The sequence below is a fragment of the Paenibacillus sp. CMM36 genome (assembly GCF_053570945.1).
This window is the reverse complement of sequence record NZ_JBSEDY010000006.1, coordinates 272,970-290,438: the sequence shown is the minus strand read 5'-3', so window position 1 is coordinate 290,438 and position 17,469 is coordinate 272,970. Positions and strand designations below refer to the sequence as shown.

Here is a 17,469-nt window from a genome sequence, read left to right as displayed (position 1 = left end):
TCGGCAGAATGAGTTGGAAAAATGGATACGAAAGAAGGCGAACCAGATGAATCAGGTGGAAACGGAACAATTTGTCCGGGATGATCGGAATGATTTGCTTGCCTTGCTTGAGATGAGATTCGGCGGAGTGCCGCAGCCTGTGCAAGAACAAATCTGCCGGCTGCAGGATCTGAACGAGCTTCAGCGCCTGATTATCGCGGCTTGCAACGCAGCGGATTGGGAAGTGTTTATGGAAGAGCTTCAGTTGGGACAAGACAGCTTCAAACTGACGGGGGAAAGGTTTAACCCGGTAAACCAGCATGGAAAGGAGCATCTGTGCAATGGCTGAGCATAAAAACAAGCTGCTTGATGCGTTGAAATACTTGCAACGCGGAGAGGCCATAAACGAGGGATGGACCGAGGAGAGCCCAAGATCCCGGGATTGGGAGAGCCTATACCGTGGCCGCTGGCAGCATGATAAGGTCGTTCGGTCGACACATGGCGTCAACTGTACCGGTTCCTGCAGTTGGAATGTTTTCGTCAAGGACGGCATTATCACCTGGGAAACACAAAAAACGAACTACCCAACCACAGGAGTCGACTTCCCCGAGTATGAACCCCGGGGCTGCCCGCGCGGGGCAAGCTTCTCCTGGTATACCTATAGCCCGATCCGGGTGAAGTATCCCTATATCCGCGGTGATTTGTACGACATGTGGCGTGAGGAGCTGGCAGTTGTTGAGGACCCAGTCACGGCCTGGAAAAACATCGTCAGCGATCCCAAAAAGCGTGACAGATACGTCAAGGCCAGGGGGAAAGGCGGCTTCGTTCGGGCGGATTGGGATGATGCCTGTCAGATGATTGCCAGCTCTATTATCCATACCATTCAACAATACGGTCCAGATCGTGTTGTTGGTTTTAGCCCGATCCCGGCCATGTCCATGGTGAGTTATTCGGCAGGGACACGCTTCCTGTCGCTGATTGGCGGGACCATCCTCAGTTTTTATGATTGGTATGCAGATCTTCCCCCTGCCTCGCCACAGGTTTGGGGAGAACAAACAGATGTGCCGGAAAGCGGCGATTGGTATAACTCCAAGTATTTTATTATCTGGGGGACCAACATTCCGCAAACCCGGTCTCCTGATGCGCATTTCATGGTGGAAGCCCGTTATAACGGCACCAAGGTGGTCGGGGTCAGCCCCGATTATGCCGAGTATGAAAAGTTTGCGGACATTTGGCTGCCAGCTAAAGCCGGGACCGATGCCGCGCTTGCCATGGCTATGACCCACGTCATTCTCAAAGAATTCTACGTGGATCAGCAAGTCCCTTATTTTACGGATTACGCGAAAAAATTTACAGACCTGCCTTTCCTCGTGATACTAGAGAAACATGCCGATGCGTTTCGTTCGGGCCGCTTCCTCCGGGCCTCCGACTTGGGAGATGTCCAGGAGTTGGCCGAATGGAAAACGGTAGTCTGGGACGAGGCATCAGGAGCGCCGATGGTTCCGAGCGGCAGCCTGGGCTTCCGTTGGGATCGAGACAGCAGGTGGAACCTTGATCTAGAAAAGCCCGACGGGACAATAGTGGATCCTCTGCTGTCATTTATTGATGCGGCGGATGAAGTGGCTCTCATTGACTTTCCTTATTTCGTGGAATCAGAGGGAGGGACAGTTCGGCGCGGAGTTCCTGTAAAGCATTTGCCGAGTGTGGAAGGCGGGACGATCAGAGTCGTGACGGTTTACGACCTCATGATGGCTCATGTGGGAGTACCCAGGCAGCAACTGCAAGGCGATTATCCGGCCGATTATAACGATCCGAAGCCTTACACTCCGGCTTGGCAGGAGGCGATTACCGGCGTCAAGAAATCTCATTGCATTCAGGTAGCGAGGGAGTTTGCCGAAAATGCGGCCAAGACAGGTGGGAAATCGATGATCGCCATGGGCGGAGGAACGAATCATTGGTATCACAGCGACCAAATCTACCGTTCCATTCTGAATTTGGTTCTGCTCACGGGCTCCCAGGGAGTAAATGGCGGCGGATGGGCCCATTACGTAGGTCAGGAAAAGGTGAGGCCAGTGGAGGGGTGGCAGCAGATCGCATTTGCAGGAGATTGGATCAAGCCTCCCCGCTTACAAAACGGAACCTCCTTCTTCTACTTCGCGACGGAGCAGTTCCGCTATGAGGCCAAGGTCAATGAGGAACAGAAACCATCCTGGGGCGGGCGGTTTAACCATATGCATCCTGCGGATGTCAATGCGCTGGCCGTAAGGCTCGGGTGGCTGCCTTCATTCCCGCAATTCAACCAGAACTCCATCGATGTGGCCAGACAGGTTCGAGAAAAAGGGTTTTCGGACGATCAGGAGGCCGTACAGGAAATTGCGAGAATGGTTAAAGAGGGAGAGCTAGATTTTGCGGTGGAGCACCCCAATGATCCGAACAATTTCCCGCGTGTCTTTTTCAACTGGCGGTCCAATCTGCTTGGCGATAGCGGTAAAGGGCATGAATACTTTGCCAAGCATTTGATCGGGGCGGACAATCAGGTGTTGACGGACCCGAGCCATTCGTGGCGGCCGGAGACGGTGAAGACGGATGATGTTCCGCCGGAAGGCAAAACCGATTTGTTCATCAGCATGGATTTTAGAATGACGAGTTCAGGGCTGTTTTCGGATATCGTGCTGCCAGCAGCGACCTGGTACGAAAAATACGATTTAAGCACGACCGATATGCATCCGTTTGTCCATCCGTTTAATCCGGCTATTGAACCACCTTGGCAAAGCAAAAGCGATTGGGACGCTTTTCGGGAAATCGCCAAAACGTTCTCCCAATTGGCGGAGAAACATTTGCCAGCCTGCGAGGATGTTCTCATGACTCCGCTCGGACATGACAGTCCAGATGAAATCGCCCAAGTTCACGGAAAAATCCGCGATTGGCGCAAGGGAGAGACGGAGGCAGTGCCCGGCAAAACGATGCCCCATTTTTTATTGGTGAAGCGTGACTATCCGAACGTGTATGGAAAAATGATTACCATCGGACCGAACATTAAAAAGGGCTATGGAACAAAGGGAATTAAAATTCCCGGCGACAAGGTGTACAGCCAGCTCATGGAGCGGCTGGGGGCATCGAAACATGAGGGGATTGGCAAAGGACAGCCGGATCTATTCCGGGATAAACAGGTAATCGAAGCGATTCTGCTGATGTCTGGCGCCACGAACGGAGAACGGGCCGTGGAAGGCTGGCGTTCGTTAGAGACCAAAACCGGCAAAAAGCTGGAGGACATCTCAAAACCTCGGGAAGAAGAGGCTTTCACGCTTCTGGATATTACTGCTCAGCCCCGGCATACGATCTCAACTCCGGTCTGGAGTGGCTTGGAGAAGGACAATCGGAGATACTCGCCCTTTACCTTAAATACGGAGTACAGCATTCCATGGCGCACTTTAACAGGCAGACAAAGCTTTTATCTGGACCATGAGATGATTTTGGATTTCGGTGAAGGGCTGCCGCTTTATTTGCCGCCGCTGGAGCACGTTCCTTTTTTTAAGGGTGAGAAAGAAGTGCCAGCGAATGGAAAAACGATGACGATCCGTTATTTGACCCCGCACCAAAAATGGGGAATTCATACGATGTTCATCGACACCAATCAAATGTCGACGCTGTTCCGCGGATGGCAGGTCGTCTGGCTGAACGAAAAAGACGGGGCTTCGATCGGGATCAAGGATAACGATTGGATTGAGGTATATAACCGGAATGGAGTCATCGCAGCAAGAGCGGTGCTGACTTACCGGATTCCAGAGGGGATCGCTTATATGTATCATGCCCAGGATCGCACGCTTGGCGTGCCGGGTACCTCTATCACCAAGCAGCGCGGCGGTACCCATAACAGTGTGACTCGAATTACGATGAAGTCGACACATATGATCGGAGGCTATGCCCAACTGAGCTACGGGTTTAATTACTACGGGCCGACAGGAAGTCAGAGAGATACGATGACAATCATCCGACCGTTAAAGGAGGTTGACTGGCTTGAGGATTAAAGCGCAAGTCGCCATGGTCATGAACTTGGACAAATGCATCGGCTGCCATACCTGTTCGGTGACCTGCAAGAACACGTGGACCAATCGGCCCGGAACGGAATACATGTGGTACAACAATGTGGAAACCCGGCCGGGTCCCGGTTACCCTCGGGCATGGGAAGACCTGAGGAAATTTAAAGGCGGGTGGGTTCTGCGCAACGGAAAGCTGGCACTCCGGGCGGGGGGGCCAATCACCAAACTGGCGAATATTTTTTACAATCCGAATATGGCCAGCCTGGACAACTTCTATGAGCCGTGGACCTATGATTACGATAACTTGATTCATAGCCCCAAGCGGAAGCATCTTCCGGTCGCGCGGCCTGTATCACTGATTACCGGAGAATATATGGACAAGCCGGAATGGGGCCCGAACTGGGATGACGACCTGGCTGGCGGGAGTGAGATCGTACCGCTGGACCCGAATGTCAAGCAGCTTCAGGAACAGATCGCCATGGAGTATGAGAAGACGTTCATGATGTACCTGCCCCGCATTTGCGAGCACTGTCTGAACCCTTCCTGCGTGGCTTCCTGTCCATCCGGAGCTCTGTACAAGCGGGAGGAGGATGGCATTGTACTTGTAGATCAAGACGCCTGTAGGGGGTGGAGATTCTGTACCAATGGCTGTCCCTACCACAAGGTATACTACAACTGGAATACGCACAAGGCGGAAAAATGCAATTTCTGCTACCCGCGGACAGAAGCGGGCATGGCCACGATTTGCTCGGAAACCTGTGTGGGCCGGATTCGCTATATCGGTGTCGTCTTCTATGACGCAGATCGAGCCAAGGCGGCAGCTTCCGTGGAGAATCCGCAGGATTTGTATGAATCCCAGCTTTCGGTGTTCCTTGACCCCTTCGAGCCGGAAGTGATCAAGGAGGCGAGAAGAAGCGGGATCAACGATTCCTGGATCGATGCGGCACAGCGCTCGCCGATCTACAAGCTTGCCATGAAGTGGAAGGTTGCTCTGCCACTTCATCCGGAATACCGCACGCTCCCTATGGTGTGGTATGTTCCACCGCTTAGCCCGATTATGAACCATATTGAAGAAGACGAGCTTCAGACCGATCACTATATTCCCGCCGTCGATCAAATGCGGATTCCAATGGAGTATCTGGCATCTCTGCTTACGGCAGGGGATACCTCCGTCATCCGTAGAGTGTTGCTTAAAATGACCGCCATGCGTGTACATAGGCGGCAGCAAGCCGTTGGCGGCATGGATGATCTCAGACACAGCCAGCTTTTGGGAGAGGCGGGAATTACAGTGGAGGAAATTGAAGAGATGACCCGATTGTTCGCTGTTGCCAAATATAACGAAAGGTTTGTGATCCCAACCGCTCGGAGGGAAATGGATGGCGCGAAAGAGCTTCATTACAAGCAGGGGGCCTGCAGCATCGAATCCATTACCCCGTCAAGCGCGGTCACGTCACATCTTTTCGCAAGGGAGGACATGGATGATGGAACATAAGCCCGTTTTGCTGGCGGCCTGCGCCAGATTGCTAGGATATCCCTGTGAGGATTTTCAGGAAATGAAGGAGGAACTGCTTTCAGCTGTCCAAGAGGAAATGAAAGATAATGAGCTGGCGAGCAGGTTTGGCCAGGCGGCCGAGGCTATCTTCTCGGTTCCTCCCAAGGAGCTTCAGGAAATTTATGTTTGGACGTTCGATTGGAAGGAAAAGACCGGACTCTATCTGACCGCTCATGAATTGGGTGACAGTCGGGAACGTGGGGCAGCTCTGATTTTGCTTCAGCATATTGTCCGGGATGCGGGCTTTATGATGCCGAGCGGGGAGCTGTGCGACTTCATTCCGCTGTTGTACGAGCTGCTGGCGGTAAGGTCCGACAATGTTCATGTACGCGCGCTTGAACTCCGGCTGGCCGCAGCCACAGAGCGGATTCGGAAGCATCTGTCTGAAGACAGTCCCTATTCCGAGTTGTTGAACTTTCTGATGACCGATGTTTTCGAGGTCCCTACGGAAGAAGAAATTCGCATGCTGGAGAGCAAGCGGGAGAGCGCCGATCTGGATGAACTGCCTTACCCTATCCTGTTTGGCATGGACGGTACGGCTCGTAGTGATTCAGGCTTACCTGTCTATAAAACGTGCAATGGAATGGGGGTATAATGATGACTGGTATCTTTTGGTGGGTCGTGTTTCCCTATCTTACCTTGGCGGTGATGATCGTCGGCTTGCTCTATCGGTTTGCTTTTCGTCAGGTCAGCTGGACGGCGCCTTCTACGGAGATTTTTGAAAAAAGATGGCTCAGAATCGGTTCGACTGTGTTCCATTACGGGATCATTTTCGCGTTTGTTGGCCATATCATGGGTGTGTTGATCCCGCGCAGTGTTTATCATTTCTTCGGCATATCCGATGAGACCTATCATATATTTGCGATCGCGGGGGGCGGCTTTGCCGGTCTGATGGTCGTCATCGGTCTGGTTCTTCTGCTTATGCGCAAAATCCTTAACCGTCGGGTAAGGGCCCATGCGGGTTTTGGTGATTATTTTGCAGTGATTTTAGTCCTGATCATCGCAGCCATCGGTACCTATATGACCATCGTGTATAATACGACTGTGGTGGCCTATGAATACCGTACGACCATCGGGCCTTGGTTTCGCAGCCTGTTCACCTTTAATCCGCAATACGGGTTGATGCACATGGTTCCTTTCGTGTTTCAGCTTCACATCATCCTGGCGTTTCTTCTGTTCGCTTCCATTCCGTTTACCCATCTGGTCCATATGTTTTCTTTTCCCGCACGTTATCCGGCAAGATCTCCGCAGCAGTACCGTTCCAGAAACAGTTACCGGAAACGGGAGAGAACCTGATTTCTATTTCGATATGGACGAAAATTTCTGATGACAATAATAGCTGTTCATGAAGAGCATCTCTGCTTAACCAATGAGAAACTGATTGAAAAATATGCTTCAGCTTTTGGAAAACCAGCTTTATCCGTGCATTCTCTGAGACATTCATTTGCAACCCGTTATCACCTAGAGAACATTAATGTGCCCAGATTGAAAAACAACCTTTATTGATGGTGGGCGATCAAATTAAGATTGAAGCTCTTGGAGGACAGAACATAGGATGTAGAAAGTCGCCCTTAATGGCGGCTTTTTTCTATAGTAATGGATTCAGAATGATGGTTTGCGTCCAAGGAGAATTCTTTTATGGAATACATAGACAAAATTGTATAATAATATATAATTCCCCACTTGCAAGAGGTGATTTCAGTTTCATCATTGATCAAACGACCAAAGTGATGAACTTATAGGTGGGGAGGTTTATCAGTGCTTCTGAACTATTGCCATGACTATATTATGTTTTTTGATTGGTTAGTTGCAGAAAACTTTACTAAGGAATCTATGATTGATGAGGTAGGATTCAATGCTCAGCGCGTACTGATGGAGTACATGAAGATAGCTTTTGCAGACATTAATTGGGTAGAGACGATGGTAGATGATGAAGACGAAGGACTCACCGGAGACGAAACGGAGGCTTTAAGTATTCAATAAACCGATTCCTGAATATCGTAAGAACCCACATTGTTCTGCCAAGAGATGCTTAAATTCTTTCCTGACGATTGGCAGGCAAGCACTCTTATGGATTTAGCAAATAATCCTCGTGTTTCAGTCTGTTCAGGTCAGAGTGTAGGAAAACCGGGCTGGAAGCAGCAACGACCCTTTATTTTCTGCGGTGGATTTTTGTGTTAATGAAGGGGCAATTTTTTACCCTGCCATCGCATTAACTTACCATTGAGGATGACATGGATAGTGTTTTATTATCAAATAACAGCCCCCTTACAAAATTTAATATAAAACAAACATTTTGAATTGAGCAATTTTTTTCCTATGGCAAGGGTTGTATGTCCATCCAATCCTACGGGTGGTCAAAAGGGGCTTATTGAAGGGAGCGAGAAGTGGTGAAGTGGGGCAATAACCTTCTTCGGAGAAAGTAATAGGAGGGCAGTTGTTTTCGAACAAAAATTACCGGCCAATGTCGGTAACGAACATTTTTTTTAATTAAATTGGAACCGGTTTCATAATATTAGGAGGAGAGAAATATGGATTACAAGCAAGTTGCAGCTGACATCCTGGATGCCCTGGGAGGTAAGGAAAACATAACGGCAGCTGCTCATTGTGCGACGCGATTGCGGCTCGTTCTTGAAGATGAATCTTTGCTTGATCAAAAAGCGCTTGATCAAATGGACGTTGTTAAAGGGACTTTTTCTATAGCAGGGCAATATCAAATTATCCTTGGAGCCGGGATTGTAAATAACGTGTATGGCGAGTTCGCCAAACTTACGGGTCTCGGAGAAATGTCCACCGGCGATGTAAAGACGGCAGGAGCAGCTAAAATGAATCCGCTTCAACGACTTGTGAAAGCACTTTCCGACATTTTTGTTCCGATCATTCCGGCGATTGTTGCCGGGGGTCTATTAATGGGGATCAACAACGTTCTGACTGCCAGCAATCTGTTTGGTCCCAGGTCTCTGGTCGAGATGTACCCTGGTATTGCCGATTGGGCAAGCATTATTAATTTATTCGCCAACGCTCCATTTGTTTTCCTTCCCATCCTGATCGGCTTCTCGGCCACTCGCAAGTTTGGTGGAAATCCTTATTTGGGTGCGGCGCTGGCCATGATTATGGTTCATCCCGATCTGCTTAATGGTTACAGCTACGGCCAGGCACTTGTAGATGGAACAGTACCCACCTGGCAACTGTTCGGTTTCTCAATCGAAAAGGTTGGCTATCAGGGAACGGTTCTGCCAGTACTGGCCGTATCCTATATTTTATCGGTAATCGAGAAAAATTTGCGAAAGGTAATTCCATCTTATCTTGATAATCTGTTGACTCCCTTGCTGTCTGTCCTCGTTACCGGCCTCTTGACCTTTGCTGTTGTTGGACCGGTCCTTCGCGCCGCGGGCAACGGACTGACAGATGGTCTCTTCTGGCTCTATGATACGACGGGTTTCATTGGAGGAGGTATTTTCGGTTTTTTCTATTCTTCGATTGCCATAACGGGAATGCATCACAGTTTCCTCGCTGTGGATACCCAACTATTGTCGGACGTTGCTAAGACGGGCGGATCCTTCTTGCTTCCGATTGCCTCGATGGCGAATATCGCTCAGGGCGCGGCTACGCTGGCCGTCTTTCTCATCACACGCAACAGCAAGACGAAGAGTATCGCCTCAGCTGCCGGCATATCCGCGCTGCTCGGTATTACCGAACCTGCAATGTTCGGAATCAACCTGAAGCTTCGCTACCCGTTCATTGCTGCGATGATCGGTTCCGGCCTGGCTTCCGCCTATATTGCTTACGCACATGTGCTGTCCATTTCGATGGGACCGGCGGCGCTACCCGGTATTATCGCAATCCGCCCACAGTCCATCGCTGATTTCTGTATCGGCATGGGCATCAGCTCTCTGGTTACGTTTCTCATCACCCTGCTCTGGGGCAAGCGGAAAAATGCGTCAGCCTCAGGGGAGACTTCAAACGAAGCAGCGGATCGACCGTAAGTTTAGGCATGCTTGGAACTATTTTGCAGTAAGGAGGTTGCTGTGGAGTGGACGAAAGAAGAGAGATACAGAAGATTAGAAGATACCAATCCGGAGGAAATCTCCGGTCTGGCCGCCAGAGTGGTAAGGTGCCCCTGGCGCCAGGGGTATCATATCCAGCCTGAGACAGGGTTGCTGAACGACCCGAATGGATTTGCTTTTTTTCATGAAGAGTATCATTTGTTCTATCAATGTTTTCCTCTCGGTCCTGTGCATGGTCTCAAATATTGGTATCATACCAGCTCTCCGGATCTCGTTCACTGGACGAACCGGGGGGTGGCGTTAAAACCGGACCGGGATTTTGACAGTCATGGAGTATACTCGGGCAGTGCAATCGAACACAATGGGCAATTGTACCTCATGTACACCGGCAATACACACGTGATAAGAGTTGGGAGCGAATTCCTTATCAGTGTATGGCTCAAATGGAGAGAGATGGACGTATACACAAGTTCTCCTCCCCGGTTATAAGCGGACCTCCGTCCGGGTATACCGATCATTGTCGCGACCCCAAAGTATGGAAACAGAAAGATTGCTTTTATGCCGTTTGGAGCGCAACGTTCCAATCTTACCGGCTGAGCCATGCTCTATCGCTCCATTGATCTTTACAAATGGGAAGAGGGTTTACTCTACGAGTTCAGACCGGTGACAAAATCAAGAAAGGACAGCTGCTGGAATTTGATATTTCCGAAATCGAGCAGGCGGGCTTTCCGGTGATCACACCAGTGTTGGTCCCGGACGACCAGGAAATGGTGAAACCGGTGGAGACGATGGAAGGCGCTGGGGTGGTAGACGGTGTCCCCACTGCTTCGTGTTCACTTAAAATGATAGTGTAGCTTGGATTTATCGGAGAACCGGCAAGCTGTTACAGCACATTTGCCAGTTGATTTTTGCTTCTCAAAATAATATAACCACGGCGAAGGGGCATAGCGAGCAGGGCCTGAAATCTCATGATTTCAGGCCCTGCTTTCTGTTGGACTTCTAATTTTTTTGCTTTGATACATTCATTGCTCGTCGATCTTACTAAACCGCCAGAACAGGCTGATAAAATCCCCTTTTATTCTTGGAAGTGTCAAACCGGCGTACATCAGCTCGTCACCTCCGTATATCTTTCCAGTTTCGTGATGGCGGTACAGGTAACGCGAATTCAATCCTTTGCATTTCAGAATAGGCACCCTTTCACCCGGCTGGCTCAGCACTCGGAAGAAAGCAAGTACAGCTTCGCTCTGGTCATCAGAAACAAAGGCCCAGGCCACCTCGTTGCCCTCGAACGGACTTAAAATGCGATAAAATTCTCCGAATTGGATAAGGGGGCGAATTGCTTTATATAGCGCAACTTGGGACTTGATCGCTATCTTTTCCTGCGGCGACATCTTGGTAAGATCGAGTTCGTAGCCAAGGTTTCCCGACATCGCGACATGTCCTCGGGTGTCAAGAGGAGTAACTGCGGAAAGGAACGCTCTGCTGGAATGAGGTTAAGGTTACGCCAGAGGTGCCGTTTACGCAAAAAACGAATGATGTTCTGCTTGAAATTGAAGCGGATATCGACATTCGTTCCGAAGACGAGGTTCATATTAAAATGAAGTCCTCTGGGCAAAGTGAGACTATTATCGGTTATGACCCTGTGCGCCAATGGCTATTCATCGACCGCTCGAAATCGGGCCTGAGTGATTTCCACCCGTCGTTTGCGTGCAAGCACGGTGCTAGAATGGTTTCGGAGAATGGGAAGATCAAGCTGCATATCTGGCTGGATCGCAACGCGGTTGAAGTGTACGCGAATGAGGGCTTGGTTGCACTGACGGATCAAATATTCCCTGATGCTCCGATGGATCGTATTGAGATAAGTGCGAAATCAGGGGAAGTTGTAGTGAACTCGTTTTATATGCATGCTCTTAACTCCATTCATATTCCTAATGGTCCAACGGAGCAGACATCCAGGAGGGTTGAAGTATGAGCCATGCAACCGATAATCGGGGATTGATTATGTATTGGGCCTTCAATGAAGGAACCGGTACAAGCGCTCTGGAGAGCGTATCCCAAGTCCAGGATAATATCCAGTACGTGTTTAACCAAGCGGAGTTTACTCAACCTTGCCCTCCACGGTGGAGACAGGGGGTAATTGGAAATGGGCTTCTGTTCGATGGTTATTCGACTTACATTGCGCATTCGTTCGATGAGGGAAATCAGAACACCGAGCCAGAGTATCGATCAGCGTTAAGCATAGGAGTATGGGTAGCCCCACGCTCCTATGAATGGGGGGATGATGGCAAATTGTCCGCCATCGTGAACCGTTACAACCTGGATCGCAAGCAGGGTTATCTGCTCGGCATGTTCCGTCACGGTTCCTGGTCCTTCCAAGTCGGGCTGGAAGGAGGAGACTGGAAGGAACTTTGGTCGCCGGACGGCCATGAACTGCCCAAGAATGAATGGTCATACGTGAATGCTGTGTTCGATGGGAACCAAGGGGAAATCAAGCTGTATTTAAACGGCAGTGAAATCGCTTCAGCTGCCGTGCCTCGTGGTTCCCGCCTGGCTGAGGCGGCGGACACGGATCTTCTTATCGGCAAGAATAACCATAGCAGCCTGCTGGCGGAAGTGTTCAGCCTGCACATGTTTAGCGGTATCATTGATGAACTCAAGATTTATAATCGGGCGCTGAGCGCGGAAGAAGTGGCCGCTTCTTATCGGCATGTGCTGGATACCTTTCATGAAGGTATCCGGCCACAATTAAACTATGACGAGATCAAGCTGGACCGAACGCCACTGCTACTTGATCGGCACAGACCGCAATATCATATTAGCCCGCCGGCCCATTGGATGAACGAACCTCATGCACCGATCTATTTTGACGGGCAATATCATTTGTTCTATCAGCATAACCCGCAGGGGCCGTTCTTTCATCAGATCCATTGGGGACATTGGGTAAGTCAGGATTTGGTGCATTGGCGTGATCTACCCGTGGCCCTGGCGCCCGAAAAGGATCAGCTCGCACCGGACGGGATCTGGTCGGGAAGCGCAACCTATGATGCTGACGGACTTCCTGTCTTGTTCTTTACGGCAGGTAATGACAGCGCTTCTCCGAATCAGAGCGTAGCGCTTGCCCGAAGCACTTATACCCTTGACGGAAACCCGGATCTGGTTCAGTGGGTCAAACATCCAGAGCCGTTGATCGTGCAGAAGAAGGGAATGGGCGCATTTGGGGATTTCCGAGATCCATTCGTATGGAAGGACGATGACGGCTGGTATGCTCTGGTCGGGTCCGGAATTGAAGGTGGAGCAGCACTGGCATTTGCGTCACAGGATATGCTGAATTGGACGTATAAAGGGCCGTTTTTTAAAGCGGATATTCAGAAGTTTCCTTACCTTGGACCCATCTGGGAGCTCCCTGTGCTTCTTCCCCTTGGCAGTGACAAGCAGGGAGTGAACAAACATCTGCTGCTTGTCAGCCCTGTGGGGAAGGGAGCGGATGTCGAGGTGTTCTATTGGATCGGACAACTTGACAAGCAAAATCTTTCGTTCATCCCCGATCAAGAAGAGCCTCAATTGATTGATGTCGGGGATTTCCATTTTACCGGACCGAGCGGAATGGTTGATCCGAAGACCGGCAGAAATATCGTCTTTACGATAGCCCAAGGCGACCGGACCTCCGAGATGGAATATAAGTCGGGTTGGGCTCATAACGGAGGCTTGCCGTTAAGCGTGTATTTGAGGGATGACGGACGTCTGGGAATAGAGCCGATTCAGGAGCTTCAATCGCTGCGTGGCCCTAAGCGGCTATCGCTTCGGGACCAGTCATTGGCTGAAACTAATGTGCAGCTTAGGAATGTTCATGGTGACATGCTTGAGATTCAATTGGAATTGGAGCCCGGCAGCGCCAAAAAATTCGGAATCAAGGTCCGTTGTACGCCGGACGGAGAGGAAGAAACTCTGCTGTATTATGATTGGAATCAAGCGTTGCTCATGGTCGACCGCTCGAAAACGACCCTGCATCCTGGAGAAAAGTGCGGAGGGATTCAAGGCGGTAAGTTGGAGCTGCTTGGGGAGAATCTGAAGCTTCACATTTATTTGGACCGCTCCATGGTCGAAGCTTATGCAAGCGGATTGAAAAGCCTGACAACCCGGGTATATCCGAGCCGTATGGATGCTTTGGGACTCGAGATTTGGGGAGATGGAGAACCGTTTGTTAAATCCTTGGATATATGGGATATGAAGTCCGTTTGGTAAGACGGTTGTTTAGGCGCTCCTTACGAATGGGGTATGCACAAATGATCAAGAAACTTTGCATTCCTCCGTTTGGAAACGTTTCATTCATATTCTCCCTTCTTCATGACTATTCATCTTTGTACAAGGAGAGCATTTCGAAATGAGGTATCGATGTTCGCAAGTATAACAAGTTTCGAAGGAGGCTCGAGAATGAGGAAAGTCAAAAGAGGAAAATGTTGGATATCGGGAATGGTTATATGGGCTATGGTGCTCCAGCTTGTTGTTCCGGGAATCTCTGTCGCGTCCGAAAATAGAACTGTTGCTGGAGAAACGCTCATTCCTAAGAATGATGTGAAATCATCGGTTACGGATGCGATTTATCAAATCAAGAATATTCCTAAGAATGACATGGGATTGTCAGTTACAGATTCAGTCTATCAAATCCGGAATCCTGGATTTGAAACAGGAGATTTGACGGGATGGACCGTTATCAAAGGCGATGCGTTCGGTCCGAATAGCGTAACCGACGAAACGACTTGGTGGGCAGAAAAAATACCGTATAACCAGGAAGGAGCTTATCATTTAAACGGCTGGAAGTATGACGAATCTGCGACAGGTGTACTTCGTTCCAGCACTTTCGAGCTGGGCGGAAGCGGCTGGATCAGCTTCAAGCTTGGCGGTGCGAAGAACCCAGACAAGGTATTTATAAATATTGTGGAAGTCGATACGGGACAAGTTATTGCCCGATACGGAAATAGCGCATTCGCCGACGTTGACTTCCCGGATCCTGCGCAGGGCATGCGGCTTGCCAATATGGTGCAATACAAGGCGGATCTTTCCACACAATTGGGCAAGAAACTGTATGTGGAGGTCGTCGATAATGCAACCTCGGATTGGGGAGTCATTTTTGCGGACGCATTCTCCATGTACCATGAGTCGGAGCCAGCTGAAGGAATTGTTGCGACGGATATCAAGCCGGATTTCAAGCGCTATGAAATCGATAATCCAAGCTTTGAAACCGGAAATCTCGATGGCTGGACGGTTGAGGAAGATGCTTTTGAAGTGACTGATGAAGCTCATGCGAGCAAAGAAGGGAACTTTTATGCCAAATCCTCCCTGCAAGGAAAGGGCTCCATCACTTCTAATACTTTCACGCTTCAGGGAACAGGAACAATTAATTTTACTGTTTTGGATATCCTCAAACCGGAAAATGCATATGTTGCACTTTTCGATGCGAACAGCAACACATTGCTTATGAAAACCGGGAATGTCAGCGCGAACGAGAAAATCTCATGGAAAGTGCAAGAACACTACAACAAGAAGCTCTATGTAAAGGTTGTCGATCATTCCAATGAAGCCAGCATTGCCGTTGATAGTTTCCAAGCAAGTGGTAGGGGGACTATTTTCTACTTAAACCTTGATGAAGGCGCAGGAAAGAAAGCGTTGGAGAAAGTACACAATCTTAGGCACGATGTGAACTATGTATTTAACAACGCCAGGTATATGGCATCGAAGGATCCGAGATGGACTCCGCGTGGAATAAAAGGCGGCGCCTTATTGTTCGATGGATCCTCGAATTATATTGAGGTCAATGCAAGCGTTACTGTGCCTGTAAGCGACGCGTTAACCATCGAAGCTTGGGTTGCACCGCGTAGCTATGAGTGGGGAGACGGAAACAAGCTGTCTGCGATCGTAAACCAATCCGACCAGGATAAAGCGGAAGGCTTTTCTCTTGGTATGTATCGGCACGGTACATGGTCGATGCAAGTAGGCATCGGCGGTCAGTGGATTCAGGTATGGGTAAAGGATCACCCGTTGGAAAAATACAAGTGGAATTATGTGGCCGCTACTTTCAGTAAAGAAGATGGAAAAATTAAGTTATATCTAAACGGTGAGGAAGTGGCTTCCCAAGCAACCCCCGTCAACGTTCCGATCACACCATCTACCGAAAGCCTGATCATCGGGAAAAATAATAAACCTGTAGAGTTAGCAGGGGTGTTCTCCTTCAATATGTTCAGCGGACTCCTAGATGAAGTGAAGCTGCATAATAAAGCCCTTACGAACCAGGAGATACTTGCTGGATATGAGAGCGTGAAGGCGCTTCATGGAGGTTCAATTCCGAAAATTCCGAATGCGGACATTGATGAGGATCCAAGTGTGTTTGACGGAGATCAGCACCGACCCCAGTACCACGCGATGCCTCCGCAAAACTGGATGAATGAAGCACATGCACCGATTTACTATAACGGCAAATACCATTTATTTTATCAACATAACCCGCAAGGTCCATTCTGGCATCACTGATCAGGAGGCACCCTCCAAAATGGATGTAGGTGACGGCTATTTAACCGCAGAGAGCGGTCTGGTCACACCCGACGGAAGAACGGTCGTATTCTCTATGGTGCAAAATGTAAGAACACCGCAAGCCGAATATCAATCTGGATGGGCTCATAATTTATCTTTGCCGGTTTCCCTAAGCCTCAATAAGTATGATAAATTGCATATCGAACCGATTAAAGAACTGCAGAGCCTTCGAGGGGAAAAATGGGTTGATTTTTCGGACAAAAATTTGGAGAGTGCCAATCAATTGATTAAGAATGTCAAAGGCGACATGCTAGAGATTGTGATGGAGATTGATCCGCGTGAAGCCCAGAAATTTGGTCTCAAGGTGCGACGCTCGGAAAAAGGCCAAGAAGAGACGCTCATTTACTACGACAAGAAGAACGGGACGTTTAATGTGGATCGAACCAAGAGCAGCATTGATCCGGATGTGCGTGTAGACGGCATTCAAGGAGGATATGTAGATCTTGAAGGAGAGAACTTGAAACTCCATATCTTTCTTGATCGCTCGGTCATTGAAGCCTTTGCAAATTACAAGAAGAAGCTGACAACTCGTGTCTATGTAGGCAGATACGACTCCTTAGGCTTACAGATCTGGGCCGATGGCGATATCAATATCAAATCCATGCAAGTATGGGATATGAATGCCTTAACGGGTAAACCGGCTGCTCCGGTCTATGTACCCGATAAGTGGGGTAATTCTGTGTATAAGGATATTACAGAGCTGCCTAACCATGATTTTGCTACGGGCGACTTAACAGGATGGATGACGGAAGGAGACGCCTTCCAGAATGTCCATGTGACCAATACCCAGTTCTTCTGGGACAACATTTTCTTCAACCCGTCGCATAAAATTCCGGGCAGCTACCATTTGTGGGGCTTCAACGAGCAAGCCGGCGGCGACAGCTTAACAGGAGCGCTAAGATCTCAAAATTTCGTCCTTGGTGGGAACGGTAAGATCAACTTCCTTATCAGCGGAGGCCGGGATATAGATCGTCTGTATGTTGCGCTGGTTCGGGCGTCGGACGACAAAGAGTTATTTAAAGAGACAGCGACCAATTATGAGGAATATCAACGTAAGATTTGGGATGCGACGGATTATATCGGGGAGGAGCTTTATATAAAGGTGGTTGACCACTCCAAAGGCGGGTTTGGACATATTAACGTCGATGATTTTAATGTACCTGTTCAGGTACAGAAGAAAACTAACAACTGACTCTTGTTAATACAGAATACCCGTGAGTCCTGTAGTCACTCCAAGCAAATCGAATAGTCAAATAGCTTATCATTCGAAATGGCATCGGTATTGTATCTGATTCTGGAATTGAGC

13 protein-coding genes and 2 pseudogenes are annotated in these 17,469 nt (G+C 49.3%); 14 read left to right on the top strand and 1 reads right to left on the bottom strand.

Annotated elements, in window-relative coordinates:
* The first annotated feature begins 46 nt into the window (after positions 1-46).
* From ACWA2B_RS15025 to ACWA2B_RS14980, 10 genes and pseudogenes are all read left to right on the top strand, one after another.
* Positions 47-328: a hypothetical protein gene (locus tag ACWA2B_RS15025; protein ID WP_318628304.1), complete on the top strand. Its 282-nt coding sequence runs from the start codon at positions 47-49 to the stop codon at positions 326-328.
* Entirely contained in the window at positions 321-4,007 is a 3,687-nt protein-coding gene (locus tag ACWA2B_RS15020; protein WP_449292349.1) for a nitrate reductase subunit alpha, read from the top strand. Before ACWA2B_RS15025 ends, ACWA2B_RS15020 begins: the two co-directional genes overlap by 8 nt.
* Positions 3,997-5,511 (top strand): nitrate reductase subunit beta, encoded by a 1,515-nt coding sequence (narH, locus tag ACWA2B_RS15015; RefSeq protein ID WP_069011448.1) that lies wholly within the window; start codon positions 3,997-3,999, stop codon positions 5,509-5,511. Before ACWA2B_RS15020 ends, narH begins: the two co-directional genes overlap by 11 nt.
* Positions 5,498-6,166 carry a nitrate reductase molybdenum cofactor assembly chaperone gene (gene narJ, locus ACWA2B_RS15010; RefSeq protein ID WP_029515290.1) on the top strand — a complete coding sequence of 223 codons (669 nt, stop codon included), beginning with the start codon at positions 5,498-5,500 and terminating at the stop codon, positions 6,164-6,166. Before narH ends, narJ begins: the two co-directional genes overlap by 14 nt.
* Positions 6,167-6,168: 2 nt before the next feature.
* Entirely contained in the window at positions 6,169-6,867 is a 699-nt protein-coding gene (narI, locus tag ACWA2B_RS15005) for a respiratory nitrate reductase subunit gamma (RefSeq protein WP_029515288.1), read from the top strand.
* 75 nt (positions 6,868-6,942) lie between these two features.
* Positions 6,943-7,071 (top strand): annotated as a pseudogene (locus ACWA2B_RS15000) (tyrosine recombinase XerS); the annotation flags it as partial.
* A gap of 258 nt (positions 7,072-7,329) precedes the next feature.
* Entirely contained in the window at positions 7,330-7,554 is a 225-nt protein-coding gene (locus tag ACWA2B_RS14995) for a hypothetical protein (RefSeq protein WP_029515287.1), read from the top strand.
* Positions 7,555-8,102: 548 nt separating this feature from the next.
* A complete protein-coding gene (locus ACWA2B_RS14990) occupies positions 8,103-9,557 on the top strand; it encodes a sucrose-specific PTS transporter subunit IIBC (protein ID WP_029515285.1) in 1,455 nt (484 codons plus the stop codon).
* Positions 9,558-9,599: 42 nt separating this feature from the next.
* Positions 9,600-10,172: pseudogene (locus ACWA2B_RS14985) on the top strand (sucrose-6-phosphate hydrolase); the annotation flags it as partial.
* Between the two features lie 35 nt (positions 10,173-10,207).
* Positions 10,208-10,432 carry a PTS glucose transporter subunit IIA gene (locus ACWA2B_RS14980; protein WP_449292348.1) on the top strand — a complete coding sequence of 75 codons (225 nt, stop codon included), beginning with the start codon at positions 10,208-10,210 and terminating at the stop codon, positions 10,430-10,432.
* 168 nt (positions 10,433-10,600) lie between these two features.
* Here the strand turns inward: ACWA2B_RS14980 and ACWA2B_RS14975 are convergent, their stop codons facing one another.
* Positions 10,601-11,008: a GH36 C-terminal domain-containing protein gene (locus ACWA2B_RS14975; protein ID WP_449292347.1), complete on the bottom strand. Its 408-nt coding sequence runs from the start codon at positions 11,006-11,008 to the stop codon at positions 10,601-10,603.
* 80 nt (positions 11,009-11,088) lie between these two features.
* On the opposite strand from ACWA2B_RS14975, the gene ACWA2B_RS14970 reads away from it, so the two are divergent.
* The 4 genes from ACWA2B_RS14970 (at position 11,089) to ACWA2B_RS14955 (ending at position 17,355) form a co-directional block, all read left to right on the top strand.
* Positions 11,089-11,550 carry a GH32 C-terminal domain-containing protein gene (locus ACWA2B_RS14970; protein WP_449292346.1) on the top strand — a complete coding sequence of 154 codons (462 nt, stop codon included), beginning with the start codon at positions 11,089-11,091 and terminating at the stop codon, positions 11,548-11,550.
* Positions 11,547-13,820 (top strand): GH32 C-terminal domain-containing protein, encoded by a 2,274-nt coding sequence (locus ACWA2B_RS14965; RefSeq protein WP_449292345.1) that lies wholly within the window; start codon positions 11,547-11,549, stop codon positions 13,818-13,820. The genes ACWA2B_RS14970 and ACWA2B_RS14965 overlap by 4 nt, the downstream gene beginning before the upstream one ends.
* Positions 13,821-14,009: 189 nt before the next feature.
* Positions 14,010-16,103 (top strand): LamG-like jellyroll fold domain-containing protein, encoded by a 2,094-nt coding sequence (locus ACWA2B_RS14960; RefSeq protein WP_449292344.1) that lies wholly within the window; start codon positions 14,010-14,012, stop codon positions 16,101-16,103.
* A 19-nt stretch (positions 16,104-16,122) separates the two neighbouring features.
* The gene (locus ACWA2B_RS14955; protein ID WP_449292343.1) at positions 16,123-17,355 is read left to right on the top strand and encodes a GH32 C-terminal domain-containing protein; all 1,233 of its coding nucleotides are present in this window, start codon (positions 16,123-16,125) and stop codon (positions 17,353-17,355) included.
* The last annotated feature ends 114 nt before the right edge of the window (positions 17,356-17,469 follow it).

Excerpts from the sequence above, each read along its gene's own strand:
- ACWA2B_RS15020 (WP_449292349.1), top strand. The coding sequence starts at position 321 with ATGGCTGAGCATAAAAACAAGCTGCTTGATGCGTTGAAATACTTGCAA.
- narJ (WP_029515290.1), top strand. The coding sequence starts at position 5,498 with ATGATGGAACATAAGCCCGTTTTGCTGGCGGCCTGCGCCAGATTGCTA.
- ACWA2B_RS15025 (WP_318628304.1), top strand. The coding sequence starts at position 47 with ATGAATCAGGTGGAAACGGAACAATTTGTCCGGGATGATCGGAATGAT.
- narI (WP_029515288.1), top strand. The coding sequence starts at position 6,169 with ATGACTGGTATCTTTTGGTGGGTCGTGTTTCCCTATCTTACCTTGGCG.
- ACWA2B_RS14955 (WP_449292343.1), top strand. The coding sequence starts at position 16,123 with ATGGATGTAGGTGACGGCTATTTAACCGCAGAGAGCGGTCTGGTCACA.
- ACWA2B_RS14960 (WP_449292344.1), top strand. The coding sequence starts at position 14,010 with ATGAGGAAAGTCAAAAGAGGAAAATGTTGGATATCGGGAATGGTTATA.
- ACWA2B_RS14980 (WP_449292348.1), top strand. The coding sequence starts at position 10,208 with ATGGGAAGAGGGTTTACTCTACGAGTTCAGACCGGTGACAAAATCAAG.
- ACWA2B_RS14990 (WP_029515285.1), top strand. The coding sequence starts at position 8,103 with ATGGATTACAAGCAAGTTGCAGCTGACATCCTGGATGCCCTGGGAGGT.
- ACWA2B_RS14975 (WP_449292347.1), bottom strand. The coding sequence starts at position 11,008 with ATGTCGGGAAACCTTGGCTACGAACTCGATCTTACCAAGATGTCGCCG.
- ACWA2B_RS14965 (WP_449292345.1), top strand. The coding sequence starts at position 11,547 with ATGAGCCATGCAACCGATAATCGGGGATTGATTATGTATTGGGCCTTC.